The organism is Ignavibacteria bacterium (assembly GCA_017302895.1).
Classification (GTDB): domain Bacteria; phylum Bacteroidota; class Ignavibacteria; order Ignavibacteriales; family Ignavibacteriaceae; genus UTCHB3.
This window is the reverse complement of the sequence record JAFLBV010000002.1, coordinates 31,590-51,905: the sequence shown is the minus strand read 5'-3', so window position 1 is coordinate 51,905 and position 20,316 is coordinate 31,590. Positions and strand designations below refer to the sequence as shown.

Below are 20,316 nucleotides of genomic sequence, written 5' to 3'. Positions count from 1 at the left end.
TTAAGAATGAACAAAGACAGAAAAATTAAAATAGGAATCGATGTTGGCGGCACTTTTACACATGCAGTGGCTGTTGATATTTCAGATTATTCCATTGTGGGCAAATCATGCGTCCCAACGACACATAAATCGAAAGAAGGTGTAGCAAGAGGCGTGGTTGATTCGATGCTCACTCTCGTAAAGGAATGTGATATTCACCCTGAAGAGGTAATCCTGATCGCCCATTCAACCACACAGGCGACAAATGCTCTCCTGGAGGGGGATGTAGCCACTGTGGGCGTAATCGGAATGGCAAAGGGATTCGAAGCCTTACTCGCAAAAAAAGAGTGTAACCCGACAAATATTGAGCTGTCACCTGGAAAACTGCTTAATGCAAAATTCAGATTTATTGATTGCGGTTCCAAAAACTGGAGAGATTCCGTCCCTCAATTGATCGATGAACTTGTTCAGGAGGGTGCACAAGTTATTGTCGCTACGGAAGCGTTTGGAGTTGATGACCCTGCGAATGAAGATTTCGTCGCTGAAATAGCCTCTAAAAAAGGAATACTCACTACAACCGCAAGTGGCATCACCAAACTCTACGGGCTTCGGGTAAGAACCAGGACGGCCGTAATCAACGCAAGCATGATGCCAAAAATGCTTGAAACCGCTGATATGACAGAGAAAGCTGTGAGAGAAAGCGGAATCAATGCTCCCCTTATGGTTATGCGTTCGGATGGCGGTATAATGGATATTAACGAGATGAGAAAGAGGCCCATCCTTACAATGCTCTCCGGTCCTGCTGCAGGTGTTGCGGCAGCGCTAAAATATGTAAAAATTTCTGATGGAATTTTTCTTGAAGTCGGAGGTACCTCCACTGACATTAGTGTAATTAAAAACGGTAAGCCACAGGTCAAAACCGCACAGATTGGTAAAAACAGACTCTTTGTAAGAACACTCGATGTAAGAACTCTTGGAATTGCAGGCGGATCGGTTCCAAGATACTCAAATGGTTTATTTATTGATGTCGGACCCAGATCAGCACACATCGCCGGCTTGCACTATGCAGCGTACTCAAATAATGTTGATTTTAGTCAGGGTCAAATTGAACCTGTAACACCTCTGAAAGGCGATCCCGGTGATTACCTGAGTGTTAAATTGACGGGAGAAGAGACGAGTTACACTATTACCCCGACCGAATGTTCCTACTTCCTTGGTTTGGTCTCTGACTACGGACATGGAGCTGCGAACAGTGAATCCATTGCGAATATCCTTGAACGGCTTCAAACATTGACTCATATCTCTGCCGGAGAAATTGCAAAGCAAATCCTGACGAAATCTGCAGAAAAAATTAAACCCGTAATAAAGCAACTCAGTCGTGAATATAAACTGGATGAAGCTTTGATTGAGTTTGTCGGAGGTGGTGGTGGAGCATCAGCCATTGTACCGTTTACTGCAAACTACATGAATCTGCCCTATAAAATTGCCGAAAACAGTGAGGTTATCTCTGCTATCGGCGCAGCACTGGGAATAATAAGAGATTCAGTGGAAAGAAATATTATTAACCCCTCTGAAAACGATATCCTCTCAATCAGACAGGAAGCCTTTGGGTCGGTTGTAAAAATGGGTGCAAATCCCGACTCGGTTGAAGTCACCATCGAGATCGATAATCAGAACAAAAAAGTAATCGCTACCGCTCTCGGCTCAGGTGAATTACGCACAAAGGATCTGGGTATCACCACTCTGGATTTTGCCGGTATTCATAAAACCGCATCGAATGCCTTCAGACTTCCTGAAAATAAAATTGAGTTTAAGGGAGATACAGGTTCCTTGTTCGTTTTCTCTGCTGAGCATCAAAAATCGAAGTTCTTTGGACTCTTTAAGGAAAAGGTTACAGGAGTAAAAGTAATCGATGATGAGGGTACCGTAAAATTGCAGATAAATGGTGCAAAAGCTTATGCTGTCAGTGCCGAAGGAGTGAAAAGTAAAATCAGTTCGATAATTGCTGAAATGACCACCTACGGCGACGCAGGGGCTCTGATTCCAGGAATTTATCTAATTGCAGGTCCAAAAATTATCGATTTGAGCGGATTGATATCTGAGACCCAACTCGTTTCCATCGCTGAAATAGAAATTAAAAATCTCCCCGCTGATTCCAAATGTGTAATTATTGCAGAAGAGAAAAAATGAATAAGGTATTTGAACAGATTAAAAACGGTTTGATTGTATCATGTCAGTCAGAGGGCTCCGATCCTTTTAACACCCCTTCGGGTGTAACACTTTTTGCTAAAGCAGCTCAAATGGCAGGTGCTGCGGCAATCAGATCACAGGGTCTTGCCAAGATCAGGATGATCAAAAAGCATGTACCATTGCCAATGATTGGTTTACTAAAAGGAAAATTTCCCGACGGAACAGTCAAAATAACAGGATCGAAACACCAGGTCGAACAACTTCTCAAACTTGGTTGCGAAATTATTGCAATAGATGGCACCTTCAGAAAAAGGGAAAACCTTACTGGTCCGGATTTTATCAAAAAAATAAAATCTGAGTTTCCGGGAGTTCTTATTATGGCTGACATCGCCACATATGAAGAAGGGATCGTGTGTGAATCAAGCGGAGCAGATTGCATTTCCACAACGCTTAGCGGCTACACCCCCGAAACAATAAATCTTCCAAAAGTTATTCCCGACTTTTTACTTCTTGAAAGACTGGCGAAAGATTGTCATATTCCGGTGATTGCTGAAGGCAAGATTAAATCACCCGAAGAGGCAAAAAAGATGATGGAACTTGGTGCTTTTGCAGTTGTTGTCGGCACAGTTATCACCCGCCCTCGAGTGGTTATGGGTTGGTACAAAGACGCTGTAGCGGAAGGTGTCTCCGGTTAACCCGATTTTAGCCCTCAAATAACAATATTTTACTCTCTGTCACTTCAGAATATGCGTAATATTTCCATGAGTTAGTTTTGTCTCAGTTAATTTAGTTTAATTGGAGAGAGAAATGGAAATGCACCTTAATCAGGAGTTTTACAATGTTGAAGACGGAATTGTATCCGTTCTTAAAGGTTCCGAAAAAGCTTTATACGACAATAAAGCAAGACTCTATGAAAAACTGGTCAGTTCGGAATTTTACAACAAATTTATGTGGGGGACCACAATACAGGATTATGCGGGTTTCGCGACTCTTGCATACAATTCTGCAAACGGGAAAATTCTTGACATCGGATGTGGTGGTTTGGTTCAGACCCATAAAATTTACGCAAGAAACCGGCATGAAGTGGTACTTCTCGACAACTCGATTGAGATGTTGAAGATTGGGAAGGAAAGACTTATGGAACAATCAATCCCCTTTCCCGGAAAAATTACACTTTTGCATGCAGATGCGATAAAACTTCCATTTGATGACAACCATTTCGAGTCAGTCGTAAGTTTTGGAATGCTTCACATGTTCGACAACAAAACTGAATTTATCAACGAGGGTCTAAGGGTTTTGGCTGAGGGTGGTGAATTCTACTTCTCTTGCCTGACCACCGATCGCAAACGGGGTGGACGGTATCTCCGATTTCTGTATAAACGGGGTGAGGTCGGTACACCCATCGCCATTAACGACCTGCTCGGATTGTTCCCGTCAACTCTTAAGAGATTGGAACACTATGTAAAAGGCAACATGCTCTTTGTTCACGGACAAAAATAATTTCAATTAAATTTGAAGAGGCTGTCTCAGTAAACCGGACAGCCTCTTTCACGATCATCAGTTCTTTTTCGCTTTTTTACCTGTATCCACGATTTCAATCAGATTCGCAAGAATGTGACCACTCTCCTCAAGAAGCGGATCTTCAACTACAAGTTTTTCTTTAACAACTTTTCCCTCTTTGTCAAGTTCTATCAAACCTTTGTTGGCTCTTTCCTTCTTTCGGGCTTCCTCTTCTTTCTTAATTTCTTCCTGTTCAAGTTTTCTCTTCTCAAGGTTTAGAGAAAAAACCTTCTTCCCTCTGTGACCTTTTGATTTATTGAGATCTTTAATGAAATATTGGTACTCACTGTTTTTACCTGTTCTTGTTTCATGCTTTGCTGCAAGATCAGTTATACTCGAGGATAGACCGGAGGAGGCCTGAAATGCGGTAGCGTTGATTTTATCCCATGGAAGTGCAGTAGGGTAGCTGCTCTCGCCTGTCTCTGCTGGATCAAAAGCTGAAGGGAAAAGGATATCCGGAATCACACCCTTGTGTTGTGTACTGCCTCCCGATATTCTGTAAAATTTCGCAATTGTCAGCGTCAACTGCCCGAGTTTCTGTCCACCCGAAACCTTGTCGAGATCAATCAAATTCTGAACTGTCCCTTTACCAAAAGACTGTTCTCCAAGTATTACTCCCCTGCCGTAGTCCTGAATTGCAGCCGCAAAGATTTCGCTCGCCGAAGCACTTCCGGAATTAATCAATACAGCCATAGGACCATCCCACGCAATTGACTTATCGGTATCTTTGTTTACTTTTACAGAACCATCAGCTTCCTTAACCTGAACTACGGCACCCGTACTTATAAACAAGCCCGTCAATTCAATGGCTTCCACAAGGGAACCACCACCGTTGTTTCTTAAATCCATCACAATTCCGCTTACACCTTCATTTTTAAGGGTATCGAGAATTTTCTTCACATCATTGGAGGTACTTTTGAAATCTTTTTCACCTTTTCTTTTCCCTTCGAAATCGAGATAGAATGATGGGACATCAATCACTCCAATTTTGTACTGTTTACCGTCCTCATTTATTTCAATGATCTTCTTTTTTGCCGACTGTTCCTCGATTTTTATTTTCTCACGGACCAGTTTGATCTCTTTAGGGATGGCATTCGCGCCATCTTTTTTCTTGAGAATTGAGAGTCTGACAACCGTCCCCTTTGCCCCTCTAATAAGTTGAACCGCATCATCGGTTCTCCACCCGACTATATCGACCATCTCACCATCATCACCTTGTGCGACTGCAATAATTCTGTCACCGTCGTCGAGCAAACCACTTTTTGAAGCAGGTCCACCGGGTACCACCCTTACTATGGTAACATAATCATTCTCTGATGTGAGAGTGGCCCCGATCCCTTCCAGGGATTGTGACATGTTGATGTTGAAATCCTGTGATGTTTTTGGGGACATATATGATGAGTGAGGATCTATTGATTCCATCACCGACGACATGTATATTTGAAAAACATCATCTGCCTTGTATTGAAGTACTGCTTTATGTAAATTTTTATATCGTTTCTGCAAAACTTCTCTGGCATCTTTTTCCTCTTTTCCACCGAGAATCAATCCGATTACATCGAATTTAATTCTCTTAACCCAGAGTTCATTTAATTCTTTCTCATCCTCGGCATAACCGGCTTTCTCTCTGTCAAGATTTATTTCCTCATTTTTGGTGAGATCAAGGGGTTTCTCCAGAATCGTGAGAACAAACTTGATTCTTTCATTCAGTCTCTCTTTGTACTTGTTGAACATGTCAAATGGCGGAACGAGATTTCCTGTCCCCATATTCTGATCGAGGACAAATTTATATTTGCTGAATTCATCAACATCCGACTGGAGGAAGTACATCTTCTGAAAATCAAGAGACTTCAGATAATCGTTGTATATCCATGCCGAGAGGCTGTCGTCAACAGTTTTCGGGCTGTAATGATATCTCTCTACGAACATCGATACGAGTTGCATCGCTGATGAGTGCCTCTCTTCAGGTGACAGAGATTTACTTGTATCAACTGTCGAAGTTTGCGAACATACTGATGCATTAAATGAAGAAATGAATAAAAATATGACTGCAACAAAAAGAGGGGTTCTCATAAATTTCCTGACTCTGGTTATCAATTTCACATCCAAAATATTAAAATGATTTGGCAATATAAGAAATGGCTAAAGGTTAATTGTTCTAAAAACAAGTGCACAACTTAATTAAACGATTTTCTGCAAAATTTGTTCCATTTCGACAAAACTATAAGAAATTATTTTCTTAATTTTCCATATCAAAAGATTAGATTTTTGACAAAAAAAAGAAACTTAAAATGGATCATACATTACCAACAAAACTAAATCTTAGGGATGACTTCTCCCCTTCCGGTTACGATGCCTGGAGACAGGTAGCGGAGGCAGACTTAAAAGGTGTCCCTTTTGAAAAGAAACTTGTAACCCCAACTTATGAAGGGATAAACCTTCAGCCAATCTACACGATTGAGGACCTAAAAAAGCTTCAAGCAATAAATAACTTCCCCGGTTTTCCAAATTTTCTCAGAGGTTCAGCCCCCGATGGATGTACCCTGCAACCTTGGCTGGTTGCAGCAAGCCTCACCCACCCATATGCTGAGGAGTATAATACATTGTTGCTTGATGCACTGAGCAGAGGTCAAAATGCAATTGTACTGCCCCTGGATATTACTTCCCGTTCGGGACTCGATGCTGATTACGGGAAACCGGGAGAGACTGGCAAGAGTGGTGTTTCAATATCCGGTATTGGCAGCTTGTCACGGGCTTTTAACGGAGTGGATTTGACTGCATGTCCGCTATTTGTGAATGCCGGTTTTTCACCTCTTGCTTTCATGGCACTCTTACAAGGATATCTTAATAAAAACAACCAGGATATCTCCAAAATTGCCGGGGCTGTTTATGGTGATCCGGTTGGCTTCCTTTTCGAAAACGGTACAATGCCGGTTACAATGGACGAGGCTTTCGACCAGATCAAAAAAACCACCCTATTTATTGAAAAACACAAATCCAATATTCGCACCATTGGCATAAATGGATCTGTTTTTGTAGACAAAGGTGCGACTGCGGTCCAGGAGTTGGGTCTGGCGATGTCAGTTGCTGTTGAGTCTCTCGTAAGATTATCTGAATCAGGCATTAGTCCTGAATCGCTGGTAAACCGTATGGCGTTTATTTTTGGAACCAGCACCAATCTTTTTATGGAGATTGCCAAGTTCAGAGCCGCAAGAATTTTATTCTCTGAACTGCTGAATCAGATGAATATTACACAAGAGAATGTGCAAATGTTCTCCGGTGCCAGGACAAGCAGTTTCTACCACTCCACGGTCGATCCATATGTAAACATGCTACGGATAACCACACAGGCATTTTCAGCGGTGATCGGCGGTGTTCAAATGATAGAAACACTTCCCTTTAACTCGCTCTTCGCTGCAGGTGATGAATTTGCAGAAAGAATTGCCAGAAACACTCAAATAATTCTTAGTGAGGAATCTCATTTGAATCATGTTATCGATGCTGCCGGTGGTTCTTATTATGTGGAAACCCTCACTAATGAGATTGCCACAAATGCATGGAAATATTTCAAGGAAATAGAGGCAGCCGGAGGAATTGTGGAAGCCTTACGCGCTGGTAAGATTCAGAATGACATTAAACAAGTCAACGAAAAAAGACAAAAAGATGTTGCCACTCGTAAGTCTGTGATCGTTGGAGTGAACAGTTATGCAAATGTGAAGGAAAATCCTGTTCATAAGCCTGAAATCGACCTTGAAGAAGTTTACAATAAAAGAGCCGGGTACCTGCAAAAATTACGGGTCTCCGGGAACGGTGAGAACCACTCTTCTATCCTGATCGAGCTAGAAAAAATTAATCACGCCGGAGATGAAGCCGATCAGATTTCACTTGCGGCAGCACTGGCTGAACGAGGAGCAACTATTGGTGAAATATTCAGCCATCTGAGGAAATCTTCGGATCACGAGGAAATAGAAACTGTAACTGCAATCAGACCTGCAGAGAAGTTTGAGAGTCTTCGTGTGAGAGCCTTTAAAGAAAAATCTGAAAAAGGATCATTGCCCAAAATCTACCTTTTTAACATCGGTACAATAAAACAGTATAAAGCAAGGGCTGATTTTGCCCGAGGATTCTTTGAAGCCGGTGGTTGTGAAGTAATCTATAATGCAGGCGTTCAGACAATCTCCGAGGGGCTTCAGCAGGCTGTCTTGAGTGGTGCCCGGACTTTTGTCCTCTGTTCGACTGATGATACCTACCCCGAACTTGTTCCGACCTTCGTAGAACAAATAAAAAAGGCAGATCCTTCCAATCTGTGTATTCTTGCCGGATACCCGAAAGATCAGGTGGAAGTACACAAGCAATCGGGAATCGATGAATTTATTTTCCTTGGTGCCGATGTAGTGACTATTATCTCCTCTATTTTTGACAAAACCGGAGTTGTGAAATGAAAAGACCAGATTTTAAAGATTTTATCGTTTCGCAAAACAATAGTGAAACAGGATATGAAGCCTGGAAAAAAGAGTTCATCTCTGTTACCGGAAAGAACCCTGAAGATGTAATGTGGAATACGATGGAGCAGATACCCGTTAAAAGTCTCTATACCCAAGAAGACTTGAAAGATGTTCAACATCTCGATTTTCTTGCAGGCATTCCTCCCTTTCTGAGAGGACCATATGCGACAATGTATGTGCAAAGACCCTGGACGGTAAGACAGTATGCAGGATTTTCAACTGCCGAAGAGAGTAACGCATTTTACAGAAGAAACCTCGCAGCAGGTCAAATGGGCTTGTCTGTCGCTTTTGATCTGGCGACACACCGTGGATATGATTCCGACCATCCCCGTGTAATTGGTGATGTAGGCAAGGCGGGTGTAGCTATCGATACAATAGAGGATATGAAAATTCTTTTTGATTCGATCCCTCTTGACAAGATGTCGGTCTCAATGACCATGAATGGAGCTGTACTCCCTGTTATGGCATTTTATATCGTAGCTGCTGAAGAACAGGGAGTAAAACCTGAACTTTTAAGTGGAACGATCCAAAATGATATTCTGAAAGAATACATGGTAAGGAATACCTACATCTATCCACCTGCCACTTCGATGAGAATTATTGCCGATATCTTTAAATTTACTTCTGCCAATATGCCTAAATTTAACAGCATTAGTATTTCCGGATATCATATGCAGGAAGCCGGTGCCACAGCCGATCTTGAAATGGCATATACCCTTGCAGACGGTCTTGAGTACATCAGGACCGGAATCGAAACCGGACTTGATATCGATACTTTCGCTCCAAGACTTTCATTTTTCTGGGCTCAGGGCATGAACTACTTCATGGAAGTTGCAAAAATGAGAGCCGCCAGACTGATTTGGGCGAAACTGATTAAGACTTTCAATCCCAAAAATCCGAAGTCGATGTCATTACGAACCCATTCGCAGACATCAGGCTGGAGCTTGACTGAACAGGATCCGTTCAATAATGTGGTGAGAACCTGTATTGAGGCTCTTGCTGCTGCACTCGGTCATACTCAGTCACTTCACACCAATTCACTCGATGAGGCTATTGCTCTTCCGACAGATTTTTCGGCGAGAATTGCGAGAAATACCCAGCTTTACCTTCAGGATGAAACGGGCATTTGCAAGGTTATTGACCCTTGGGGCGGCAGCTATTATCTCGAAGCATTGACGGCTGCTCTTATGAACAGAGCCTGGGAGCATATTCTCGAAGTGGAATCTTATGGAGGTATGACCAAGGCTATCGAAGCCGGTATCCCCAAACTTAGAATCGAAGAAGCTTCTGCCCGTCGTCAGGCAAGGATTGACAGCGGATCAGAGACCATTCTCGGAGTGAACAAGTACAAACCTGCCAAAGAAGAACCTATGGAAATTCTTGAGGTTGACAACACTGCAGTTCGCATTTCACAAATAAAAAGACTTCAGGAAGTGAAAGCTAACAGGAACAATGACAAAGTGCAAAAATGTCTCGAGGCAATTACCCAAGCTGCCGAAACAGGTGAAGGTAATCTGCTCGAATTATCTGTAATCGCTGCAAGAGAAAGAGCCACCCTCGGTGAAATTTCCTCTGCAATCGAATCAGTATGTGGCAGATTCCAGGCTCAGACCAGAACCGTTGCAGGTGTATACTCTAAAGAATACTCTCACGGTGAGCATGATCCGGTTATTGAAGTCAGAAAAATGACCGATGCATTTGCAGCTTCAGCAGGAAGGCGTCCAAGGATTATGATCGCCAAGATGGGACAGGATGGTCATGACCGCGGTGCAAAAGTCGTAGCCACAGCTTACGCTGATATGGGCTTCGATGTCGACATGGGTCCTCTCTTCCAGACTCCTGAGGAGACAGCAAAACAGGCTGTCGAGAACGATGTCCATTGCGTCGGAATGAGCTCACTGGCCGCGGGTCATAAGACATTGCTCCCGAAACTTGTTGAAGAACTGCAAAAACTCGGAAGAGAAGATATCATTGTAATAGTTGGTGGCGTAATACCACATCAGGATTATGACTACCTTTACGAACATGGTGCCTTTGCTATTTTCGGGCCGGGTACTAAAATACCTGAAGCAGCTATGAAGATCATGGAAGAAGTTCACAAAAGATTTAGTGAATAACCCTTTCTGCTAAATTTTCGCCGTATCAATTGTTATATTCGAATTATGAATTTTTTCAATTGATACGGCTTTTTTATTTTTATGAACAATACTGACGACAATTCCTATAAGCCCGACTGGGTACCTGAAGAACATGGTGATGAATTTGCGATTCGCATAGTTAAAGGCGTGGATTCCACACCTGTACCACCCGCCAACAGGCAGTTTCGAAAAAAAGAATACTCTGATGATGAACTTGTACAGGGTGTACTCGAAAACAAAAGAAATCTGCTTGCCAAAGCCATTACTCTGATCGAGAGTACTTCAATTTTGCATCAAAAGAAGGCAAAAGAAATTTTGAACCGGCTTTTACCATTCGCAGGCAATTCGCTGAGAATTGGAATCAGCGGGGTACCGGGGGCCGGTAAAAGTACTCTGATTGAAGCCCTTGGTACTTGGTTAATAGACAATGGACATAAAGTCGCGGTTCTCACTATCGATCCTTCAAGCTCCATCAGCAAGGGCAGCATTCTCGGCGATAAAACCAGAATGGAAAACCTGTCTAAAAATCCACATTGTTTCATTCGCCCTTCCCCTTCCGGAGGAACTCTGGGTGGTGTTGCCAGAAAAACAAGGGAGTCTGTAACAATATGCGAAGCTGCCGGTTACGACATTATTCTTATCGAAACCGTGGGTGTGGGTCAAAGTGAAATTACCGTCAGATCGATGGTGGATTTTTTCCTCCTCGTACTGATTTCCGGAGGTGGTGATGAACTTCAAGGAATGAAAAAAGGTGTAATGGAAATCTGTGATGCCATACTAATCAATAAAGCGGATGGAGAGAATAAGAAAAAGGCACTCACAGCAAAAGCGGAATATTCATCTGCGCTCCATTATCTCTATCCTTCGACGGAAGGTTGGGAATCAATTGCCTGTACTGCATCAGCACTAACGGGAGAAGGCATTCCTGAATTGTGGAATGAAATTGAAAAGTTTGCAAAAATTACAAAAGAATCGGGAGTTTTTGACAAGCGCCGAAGGACTCAGAATATAGAATGGGTTGAATTTATGATTAAGGATTTTCTATTCGATTCATTCTTCAACGACGACGAGACAAGCCGTCAATTCTCAGAAATGAAAGAAAAACTGATGAATGGTGAGATTCTCCCCTCTTTAGCATTCGATATTTTGAAAGAAACCTGGCTTTCAAAATTTTGATCTTCAGCCCCTGATGAATTCCATTATTCTTTTGACTCCCTGAATCGAATCAGGTCCTTCAAAAACGAGATGCCCTGATTGTTCGAGTTCGAGACTTTCAAAATCTACATTTTTAGTCCTCAACAATTCAAAAACCCGTTCATTTTCGACAGTGTTATCGAGTTTCCCCGTCACGATCAATGTCTTTCCAGCCTTTATGTTTTCATATTCCACTTTGTCCTGAAGCCTCCACAGTGCCTCAACAGAATTTACCGGGAGTACATCGTAGGCGAATCTTGGATTTGGAATATGTTCGGTTGAGTCATCGGGCCTCCGGCTCTTCTTTACATAAGGATTAAAGAGCTTTAACAACCAGGCAAAGGGGCTGTCAATAAGCATTTTTTTACTAAATTCGTGTTTCTTCTTCGAAAGCAGGTAGGGTGCGAGCAGAACAAGTTTATCGACTTTTCTTTTTGAAGCGATATGGCAGGCTAGGAGTCCCCCCATCGAATTTCCCACAACAACAACCTCATTACAATTGGCAGAAAAGATATCATACGCATTTATAGCATCGCGAAACCAGTCCGAAGGCTGGATAGCTTGAAGCAGATGAACATCGTCAAGACCAAAGCCTGTGAGAACAGGAGCATAATGGGGAATCCCCTCCTGTCTCAGGAATTCCATCAGAATACCCATCTCCCGTGGAGTGGAAGAAAAGCCATGTATCAATAGTACACCTTTTTCACGCTTTTCACCCTCATAAATTACAGGTGTTTGACCTTCAAATGTACCTTCGTCCTCAAGATGATCGAATTTTCGAAACATCGAATACGACTCAAGTAATCTCCTCAGGTGATAATATCTGAAAGATACAAACAGAAGCTTTAATGCCACAACTCCGGCAAGCATATACCGCTGATACTGAATAGTCAGTAAAAGCAGCATAATCAGTACTATTTCGAGAACCAGCCAGCCGGTAAGTTTTTTCTTTTTATTTGACAACCGATTGTACCTATATTTAGATAAGAAAAAAACACAACTTTAAATGTAAGCATTTACGATGAAAATAGTAACCCACAGATTTCGTGGCTTTGGTGAGCGTGAAAACTCGCTTTCCTCCTTTAAAAATGCACTCGAGAATGGCGTTATTTGTTTCGAATTCGATGTACGAGTAACTGCTGATGGAATTCCTGTGGTGAATCATGATCCATTTTTCCGGACTGACAGAAACAATAAAATTTCGATTATCCATTCGTCTTTAGCTGAGATGAGAGAATTTCAGGAGAAATCCGGGATGACAGATTGTTTGCCGGATCTTGCAGAAATTCTTGAAGAGTTCGGCAAACAAAAACGCACGGATAGCAGGATTTTCATCGATATTAAAGATTTTGGTCAGGAAGAGAAAATCTATTCGATGCTTTCACAAAAACAATTACTCCCAAATTCAGTAATTGTTTCGTGGCTCCCTGAAGTTTTGTTTGCTTTCCATAAAATCGATCCAACAATTCCTCTCTGCTTTAGCCACAATTATACAGTGTCTAAATTCAAATACGGTCTGGCTAAACTTATACTCGGTATTGAAAAGTCTAAGAATACACTTGCGACAATGACAAAGCTATTTTCCCCAAAATATGCTGAGGTTATACCTGAAATAAAATTTTATTTTGATGATTACAATGACAGAGAGTTTTCACCGGGAAAATCGAATACAACACTACCGGATTTCGAACATACTCTGAACGGACCTGTATCAGGGAGATTGATGGAAATAATTAATGAGTCAAAAGGCTACCTGTGTATAAACCATTTTCTACTTGATCATAATTATCCTTCTCTCTACAAACATCCTGTCTCAGTTATCCCCTATTCCTTGAACAGTGAGAGTGCAATAAACAGTTTCTTAATAAAAATAAAGCCGGATTATATTCTTAGTGATAATCCGGCTTTGGTTTCAAAGTTTTAAGAATTGCTACTGGATTGAAATTTTGATATCCAGACCGGCTTCATTTCTCGTTGTTGGAGGAATTCTTGCTGCACCCTCCGGTGTGGTGTCAGATCGCTTGTAGAACAATGAAAGTGTAACACGGGAACTGATTACATACTTGATTCGAGGCTCAATTGTCGTTGTGGTCGTTCCGTTTTGAGGGATACCTTCATCAGTGAACCGTTCCATGTCAAACTGAACTGTTGAGTTTTTAGTACTCGTGTAAGAGAAACTGAATTCTATGTCATTTTTAAGGGACAATCCGAATAATGGAATTTCGAATCCGGATTTTGCATAATTAAACGAAATTCCAATATCTCTGTTCAGATTCTCTGTGATATTTCGGGTTGAAGTACCAAGATCGTAAGATGTTCTGGTGTTATATTGAATTCGCCCGGTAAAATTACCACCCCAAAGGTTATTGAATGTGATATTCAGACCAATCAACGGGGCAAAGCTGTAGTTGATTCTCTGCGTCTGAACAACCTTATTTCCATCCGGAGTGATTTTCCAACCCTCAGTATATTCCGAGGAGTAAGAGTGATCAAGTGAAACCCTCTTTGCAAATCCCTGGAAAATACCAAGTTTTTCAAGTCCATCCCAGGTCATTCTCCAGTTAGGTCTTGGAATATAGTTTGTAAACTCACCCAAAGGTCCAAGACTTGCGAGGAGTGGCAGTGACTCAAATCCTTTGACAAAAGCCGATGATAAATTGCCTGCCGGATCGGAGGAATTCCTGTCATACAGCTCATTTACTCTTTTAATTCCACTCTTGAAAATAGAGAGGAACAATACAGGAGGCATCGTAAAGAACGATCTTGTTGTATTTCCGGTTGATGAAATATTCTGAATGAACAGATTTCCATCATTATCACTCTGCATAGTTGTGGATTTACTTATCGACCAGCCAACTTTCCATGACAAATCGATCTTTGCTCCTTCCCAAAGAGGTTTGGAGGTACGAATATCGATGTTGTTTCGTTCTGAATAGTTGTCTGTCAGGTTGGCATTCGGTGCTCTGGGACCAACATCATGATTCAGACCAAGGAGAAACATTCTGTTGGGACCTTCTTCGTTACTTTGCTTAAGTCCCCAGAAATTCTTAAATCCGTTGCCAAATCCTCTGATACCATTTGCAGAAACACTTACATCATTGGAAAAATCGACTGTAATATTGTCGTAATCAAAAATTAGAATCCTGATACCGTTCTTTAGAATTCCCCACAAATTGTTCAGAAGTGAAGGTTTTTTGACTTTGGGAACTGTATCCTGAGGTGCATTGGGATCAGGAGTCTGGGCTACCTTTCCACCCGGTACAGGTTCACCTTTGTTTTCACCGGTTTCATCAATTTCTCTTGACCGGGTTTTTGGCTTGGGTTGCGTTACTTCCGGCTGGCCTTTCGACGGATCACTCTCTTCAAACAACGGAGCAGTAAGGGCTTTTAGACGCAGTCTGATACCCAAAGCGGTTCTGTTCTGGAAACCGGCACTTCTACCTACCTGAATCTGCCTGAAATCGTTATTCCAACCGTAACGGACATTATATCCGGCAGTAATCTGGAAATACTCATTGATTTTCCCGAACGACGGAAGTCGAGGTGATGTTTTGAAGTCAAGGCTTTGGTTATAGCGGAAATCCTGACCAAAGAACTGACCGCCAAATATATCACTCCAAATCGAGCTTTCAGACCTTGGATTGTTGAATTCATCTGTTTCAAGGTAATTCAATGATGATGCAAAGTCTGTCTGGTAAGAGATTGCAAGATTTATCAGTGCTTTCTCTGTTACTTTCCAGTTAAAGTTAAACCCTCTGTTGGCGGTGAAATCTCTCGAAACAGTTTCCTGCGAGAGTGCCTGACCGATGGCTCTGGTTTGAGTAAGAGTGAATGATCTTCGCGCTGAAATATTCCAGTTAATGTTCTGAGGTGTAAAATAGATTCTGGTATCTTTGTAATCAGTCAGAAATGCCAGTGCCTCACCAATAAATGGAATCTTAGCCGGTTCGAAGTAATTATTCGGAGATAGTGTAACTCCGTAATTAATGCTTGCATTCCAAAGCCAGTTCTTCGAAGAGAGTGTCGTCGGGTTTCGACTGAATGAACTGTTGTAGTTGAAGTTATAAGTGAGATTGTTAAAGATATCTCTTATAACCCAAAAATCACTCGGAATTTTTATTTGCACATTTGCCACGGTCCAGGTGTCTGATACATTCACAGTTTGTGCATCGCTTACAATCTGTTGTGCGACCACCTCTGCTTGTGCCGGATCAACACCTGCAGTTATCAATTTTTCTTTCTGAATTTTTGCAGCTTCCGATACTTTTATGTCTGTTCCGGGGAGGTATAATGGATTCCCCACTCCCTCTGTACGGGAATAGTTCAATCTTAAATTACTTCCGGGAAGTGGCACAGGCAAAAGTTTAAGGATGTCAAGATCGGCAGAAACACCCCAGTTACGGCTTTCAATTCTGCTTCCAAATCTGTCAGCAAGTCTATGGAAATATGGATCTGTTTGGCTTACATTTGCATTGACCGTTAGAATGTCGGCAAACTTCAACGATGCAGATGCGGTATATGCCCAACCGGGTGTATTATCAGCACCAACAACCCTCAACTCGTTTATCCATATTTCGCCAAAAAGGTCTGCAAACGGATAAGTATTAGTAATACCAACACTCAGGAACTTGATGGATGTCAGAGTTGCATTTCCTTTAACGACATAGTAGTGTCCGGGTTTACCATCTACAGGTAGCCGGTAAATCGAATTAGCGCTGTCGCGTGCCTGTTTAATTGCTGTTAGCTGACTGAATACGATGCCGATTTCCTGCCAACCCGATTCCACAGGCTGACGGTATTCATAGTAGTTATTTGTATCGGTACCAAACCTGAAATAAATCTCCGAAGAATACACACCGGGTTGATACTGATAGGAAACACCACCGGGAATTTGTGCTGAATCACCATGAATGAATAGCTTCATTTCAGAATAATTGAATACATCGAGAGGTCTGAACAGATACTTAATCGCTTCCCTGCTTGTTTGAGGGTTGAGTCCATTAAGTACCAGGTCAAGAGACTGCTCATTCCTGAAAATTTCCTGATCAGGTCTGCTTCTGTCTCTTTCTCTTTGTACACCCGGAGGAGAACTGTAGGAAGGGTTATCCTCAATGTTCACAACTGAAATGGATAGAACAGTGTCACCTTCTATCGATTTTCTCCATTGATTTCCAACCAGATTGAAATCTGCAAGTCTGATTGCAACAAGATCATTCGCTCCTGTCACGAAAAGTCTGATATATTCTACAAGTGTTAGACTCGGTTTTCCGATCTCCGATTTGAAGTCCTTCAGTGGGATTCGAACAAGATACCATCCGGCATTGTTTCCACCACCCTGAATATAAGGGTTATTCTGCGCTGTTGTATCAATTGGAATTTCATATCTAAAATATGAGTTCGCCTGATCGAGCACACCATTTTTATTCAAATCTTCAGTGTCAGGTATTCTACCGATATCAGTAAGCTGAGCATTTCCTTCTGTGCCGTTAATGTTGAAGTAATTGTACAGATTGAAAATGCCCGAGTTGTTGAAAGAGAAATTATCGTTGCTCGGATCACCTTTTTGGCTGTTGAACACGGTTCTTTCCTGAGCATCAAAGTACCCGTCGAGACCTGTATCTTCACCTTCATCTATCAACTCGTTCTGTGGTGGTCTGTCTTCTGAATCAAGACGGTTATTCGGAATTACATCTTCGGATATTTTACCAAGATCGATATACATTTTCGAATTTACAGGTGCATTTCTGATATTCATCCAGAATTCGATGAACTCAATGTTTTCATCAACAAGGTTGTTCGCGGTCGATGAAAGAGTTTTCATCATACCACCCCATGATTTCGTCTTATCGGAGAAATTGGGTTCATAGTTAAAACTGCCTGCAGTGTCCGGTTGGAATATATAATCCAATACAGTCACCTGCTCTTCACCTCTTGCCACACGCCTGTTCGGCCAGATGTTGAATACTGTAACATCGGATGGAAGCACATTGAACCACCACGATTTACCCTTATATTTCATCCGTTCAGTTCTGGATAATCCGGAGAGAGCCGGAAGACTGTCCGGAACTGAAAGGTCTTTCCAAGCCCCGTATGTGATACCTATCGGAATGGTTCTCTTCGCACCTTCAAAGTCATCGATATAAGCAATCGATTTACCACCGTCGCTCTCAATCGTGCTTTTTTTGGTATTCGGATCAGGACTCATATACGCCATTTCACCGGTGAAGCTGACTGACGACATTTCCTTTGTGGAAAAGAGATTATCGACAAGATCAGTCAGGAATGGTAGATCATGGGCAGTCTGAAAGTCGAGACCGAGAATAAAATTGCTCAACGGCTCTTCACCGATTCTTACTTTGTCTGACAGAGTCTGTTGCGATAGAGTAAGAGCAGAAAAACCGAGTTTTGTTTTCTTGGATATGTCAAGCACACCTCTGGCACCGAAGAGGGTCTTGGAGGCGAGTTGGAAAAGATCATTTTCTTCGTAGGTAATCCTTAGTTTTGCACCGGGTACAAGTGCTGCGGCATTTCGAATTGTTACCTGACCTATGTTGTAGTCGACGATATAATCACTTCCGGGACTTAACTGACGACCATCCAGATAAACCTTCACCGAATTTTCAACGACATTGAACCCAAGCTGATAGGTTGAGGACGCTTCACCTGAAAACTTTCCTGTCAGGAGCCACTTGTCTTTGATTTTATCCTGTTTTGCAAAAGTTAGGGACTGATCGTATACGGCCAGATATTTTATCGAATCACTGTTTGGCACGGTGCTTGGAAGATTTCGACCAAAGGGTTGAAGGGTCGGGAAAATCACCTCACCTGTCTCGGCAATTATTGTGATACCCGCTTTAAAGTCAAATTTACCATCCGGCGGTGGAAGTTTACTCGGACCAACCAAATCGAGACCCAGAGCATTCAATAATCTCACATCTCCCAACACAGACTGAGGATCCCCTCCATCAATTTCGTATTTGATATCGAACTCAAACCCCTCCTCTTTCACATTTCTTCCGCCCATCGGATAAATGTTTTTAAGAAGAAGTTTCCAAGCGGTAGTCAACTGTGGCTGAAGGAACTGCGGTTTTACGAGTTTAAGCACCAGTCGGCGTGTGGTATCGCTCTGTGCAGAAGTCTGATCGAGAAATTCGCCATAAAACTGATCGTCAGCAGCACTTGAAGGATTGGGACCCTCAGTTCTGTATGCCACTGCTATGATATCCTGATCCTGCACATTAGTCTTAAAAGAAATGAACCCCGTCTCCCTGTGAATTATATAATCCACACCATCTGTCAGTCTGATGAATCTGCCTTTAACCTGCTGTCCGGGAACTTCCTCGATGTCGACTCTTCTGTAACTGTCATCGTATGATTGACCTTGCGAAATTGGAGGCAAAGATATAAATGCATTAGCAGATCTCTCATTTGGATCTTTTAGAGTCTGATTGATAGACTTCCAAACTTCAATATCTTTTACGAAAAACTGCTGTATTATTTCAGGTGTAGGTTTTGAATAATACCTGTAGAAAAGATTTAACTGAGCAGATGTGTCTGCATAAAGTGTATCAAGGAAATAGTGATTAATCGAATAATCATATGCTCTCTTTACAAAGTCCTGAGAAATAGTACCACCACCAAGGTCTTTCTCCTTCACTTCTGCTTTTTTCTGTGAGACGAGGGCTGTAAGAGTAAAAGGACCCATTTTAAAGTTTGCTTTTACTCCGAAGAGAGCCTCTGATCCACCTACGAGGCCTGAAGTTTGTAGAGACACATTACCGGCTTCCACGCTTTGGACTATTTCATCCTCGTATCCGGTATACTTGATCTTGAGCTGATTCTCATACTCGAAAGTTCTTTCAGTATTCCAGTCAGCATTGATATTAAGCTTGTCGCCAATCGTTCCACTGACATTTATCTGCACCTGTTGCTTGAAATCGGGCTCATTTCGGGTGTTTCCGAGTCTGGAAGCCGTAATTCCTTCGGTCGATTCATTTCTCCATGCGGCTCTGATATCCACTGCACCACCGATTCTCAAACTGATCACCGGAGGTCCAAAAATACTTAAAACACCCACACTCGGCAGTGGAATTTCGAAATCCGTGATGTCTTTGAGGAGATCTGACAGTTCCTTTTTCTTTACTTTCAGTTCATACTTGTACCCAAGTTCCTGCCAAAGCGATTTGCTTTTATTATCAATGGCCATCTGCAGATACTGATCAAAAGGAACCCGTAATGTGTAACGGTAGGGTGTATTTCCGATGTATTCCCTGATATTTACAAAACCACCGGCGGAATCAATCTCAATGACCCGTTTGTAATTAACCGACTGAGCAAAAAATGAGGAGTTTTTCTCTGTTTTAAAACTTGTGTAGGGAACATCTTCCCTTGAAACTTTGAAGTGTTTTAGTCGTGCGGTGGAGTCCAGTGCCAAAGAATCGATTTTGAGAGTGTCCTTTTTAACCGTATCCTTCACTAAACTCGAATCGGATATTTTGAGTGAATCACCCTTTTTGTCGATGGTATCCTGCGGAGTTAAATCGAGTGAAAAAACCGGAATTGTTTTTCTTTGCGGGTGGATGATATTTCGGGGTGCCGGAGATTTTTTCTCGGTCTGTTTTTTTGACTCTACGGCTTCTTTCTTCGAAGCATTGTCGAGAAGGTAATCCGGAATATAGTATACCTTGTTCGCAGATATTTCGACTTCCGGCATAAAACCTGTTATGATGGAAGCAAAAAGTACCGTTATA

10 protein-coding genes are annotated in these 20,316 nt (G+C 42.1%); 7 read left to right on the top strand and 3 right to left on the bottom strand.

The window, feature by feature from the left end:
- Positions 1 to 6: 6 nt before the first annotated feature.
- The 3 genes from J0L60_07870 (at position 7) to J0L60_07860 (ending at position 3,669) form a co-directional block, all read left to right on the top strand.
- Positions 7 to 2,169, top strand: coding sequence for a hydantoinase (locus J0L60_07870; GenBank protein ID MBN8546037.1), 2,163 nt, complete (start codon positions 7 to 9; stop codon positions 2,167 to 2,169).
- A complete protein-coding gene (locus tag J0L60_07865) occupies positions 2,166 to 2,864 on the top strand; it encodes a putative N-acetylmannosamine-6-phosphate 2-epimerase (protein ID MBN8546036.1) in 699 nt (232 codons plus the stop codon). Before J0L60_07870 ends, J0L60_07865 begins: the two co-directional genes overlap by 4 nt.
- Positions 2,865 to 2,976: 112 nt before the next feature.
- A complete protein-coding gene (locus J0L60_07860) occupies positions 2,977 to 3,669 on the top strand; it encodes a class I SAM-dependent methyltransferase (GenBank protein MBN8546035.1) in 693 nt (230 codons plus the stop codon).
- Between the two features lie 57 nt (positions 3,670 to 3,726).
- Here J0L60_07860 and J0L60_07855 read toward each other — a convergent pair whose 3' ends face one another.
- Positions 3,727 to 5,802, bottom strand: a complete 2,076-nt coding sequence (locus J0L60_07855; GenBank protein MBN8546034.1) for a carboxy terminal-processing peptidase — start codon at positions 5,800 to 5,802, stop codon at positions 3,727 to 3,729.
- Between the two features lie 218 nt (positions 5,803 to 6,020).
- On the opposite strand from J0L60_07855, the gene J0L60_07850 reads away from it, so the two are divergent.
- From J0L60_07850 to meaB, 3 genes are all read left to right on the top strand, one after another.
- Positions 6,021 to 8,171 (top strand): acyl-CoA mutase large subunit family protein, encoded by a 2,151-nt coding sequence (locus J0L60_07850; GenBank protein ID MBN8546033.1) that lies wholly within the window; start codon positions 6,021 to 6,023, stop codon positions 8,169 to 8,171.
- On the top strand, positions 8,168 to 10,351 hold the full coding sequence (gene scpA, locus J0L60_07845; protein ID MBN8546032.1) for a methylmalonyl-CoA mutase: 2,184 nt from the start codon (positions 8,168 to 8,170) through the stop codon (positions 10,349 to 10,351). The genes J0L60_07850 and scpA overlap by 4 nt, the downstream gene beginning before the upstream one ends.
- An 81-nt stretch (positions 10,352 to 10,432) precedes the next feature.
- Complete coding sequence (meaB, locus tag J0L60_07840) at positions 10,433 to 11,548, top strand: methylmalonyl Co-A mutase-associated GTPase MeaB (GenBank protein MBN8546031.1); 1,116 nt, start codon at positions 10,433 to 10,435, stop codon at positions 11,546 to 11,548.
- Between the two features lie 3 nt (positions 11,549 to 11,551).
- On the opposite strand, the gene J0L60_07835 is transcribed toward meaB, so the two are convergent.
- Positions 11,552 to 12,529 (bottom strand): alpha/beta fold hydrolase, encoded by a 978-nt coding sequence (locus tag J0L60_07835; protein MBN8546030.1) that lies wholly within the window; start codon positions 12,527 to 12,529, stop codon positions 11,552 to 11,554.
- 58 nt (positions 12,530 to 12,587) lie between these two features.
- On the opposite strand from J0L60_07835, the gene J0L60_07830 reads away from it, so the two are divergent.
- On the top strand, positions 12,588 to 13,490 hold the full coding sequence (locus J0L60_07830; GenBank protein MBN8546029.1) for a glycerophosphodiester phosphodiesterase: 903 nt from the start codon (positions 12,588 to 12,590) through the stop codon (positions 13,488 to 13,490).
- 6 nt (positions 13,491 to 13,496) lie between these two features.
- Here the strand turns inward: J0L60_07830 and sprA are convergent, their stop codons facing one another.
- Positions 13,497 to 20,279 carry a cell surface protein SprA gene (gene sprA / locus J0L60_07825; GenBank protein MBN8546028.1) on the bottom strand — a complete coding sequence of 2,261 codons (6,783 nt, stop codon included), beginning with the start codon at positions 20,277 to 20,279 and terminating at the stop codon, positions 13,497 to 13,499.
- Positions 20,280 to 20,316 lie beyond the last annotated feature (37 nt).

Bases quoted from the DNA above. Each gene is read 5' to 3' on its own strand.
- J0L60_07870 (MBN8546037.1), top strand. From the start codon at position 7: ATGAACAAAGACAGAAAAATTAAAATAGGAATCGATGTTGGCGGCACT.
- J0L60_07865 (MBN8546036.1), top strand. From the start codon at position 2,166: ATGAATAAGGTATTTGAACAGATTAAAAACGGTTTGATTGTATCATGT.
- J0L60_07860 (MBN8546035.1), top strand. From the start codon at position 2,977: ATGGAAATGCACCTTAATCAGGAGTTTTACAATGTTGAAGACGGAATT.
- J0L60_07855 (MBN8546034.1), bottom strand. From the start codon at position 5,802: ATGAGAACCCCTCTTTTTGTTGCAGTCATATTTTTATTCATTTCTTCA.
- J0L60_07850 (MBN8546033.1), top strand. From the start codon at position 6,021: ATGGATCATACATTACCAACAAAACTAAATCTTAGGGATGACTTCTCC.
- scpA (MBN8546032.1), top strand. From the start codon at position 8,168: ATGAAAAGACCAGATTTTAAAGATTTTATCGTTTCGCAAAACAATAGT.
- meaB (MBN8546031.1), top strand. From the start codon at position 10,433: ATGAACAATACTGACGACAATTCCTATAAGCCCGACTGGGTACCTGAA.
- J0L60_07830 (MBN8546029.1), top strand. From the start codon at position 12,588: ATGAAAATAGTAACCCACAGATTTCGTGGCTTTGGTGAGCGTGAAAAC.
- sprA (MBN8546028.1), bottom strand. From the start codon at position 20,279: ATGCCGGAAGTCGAAATATCTGCGAACAAGGTATACTATATTCCGGAT.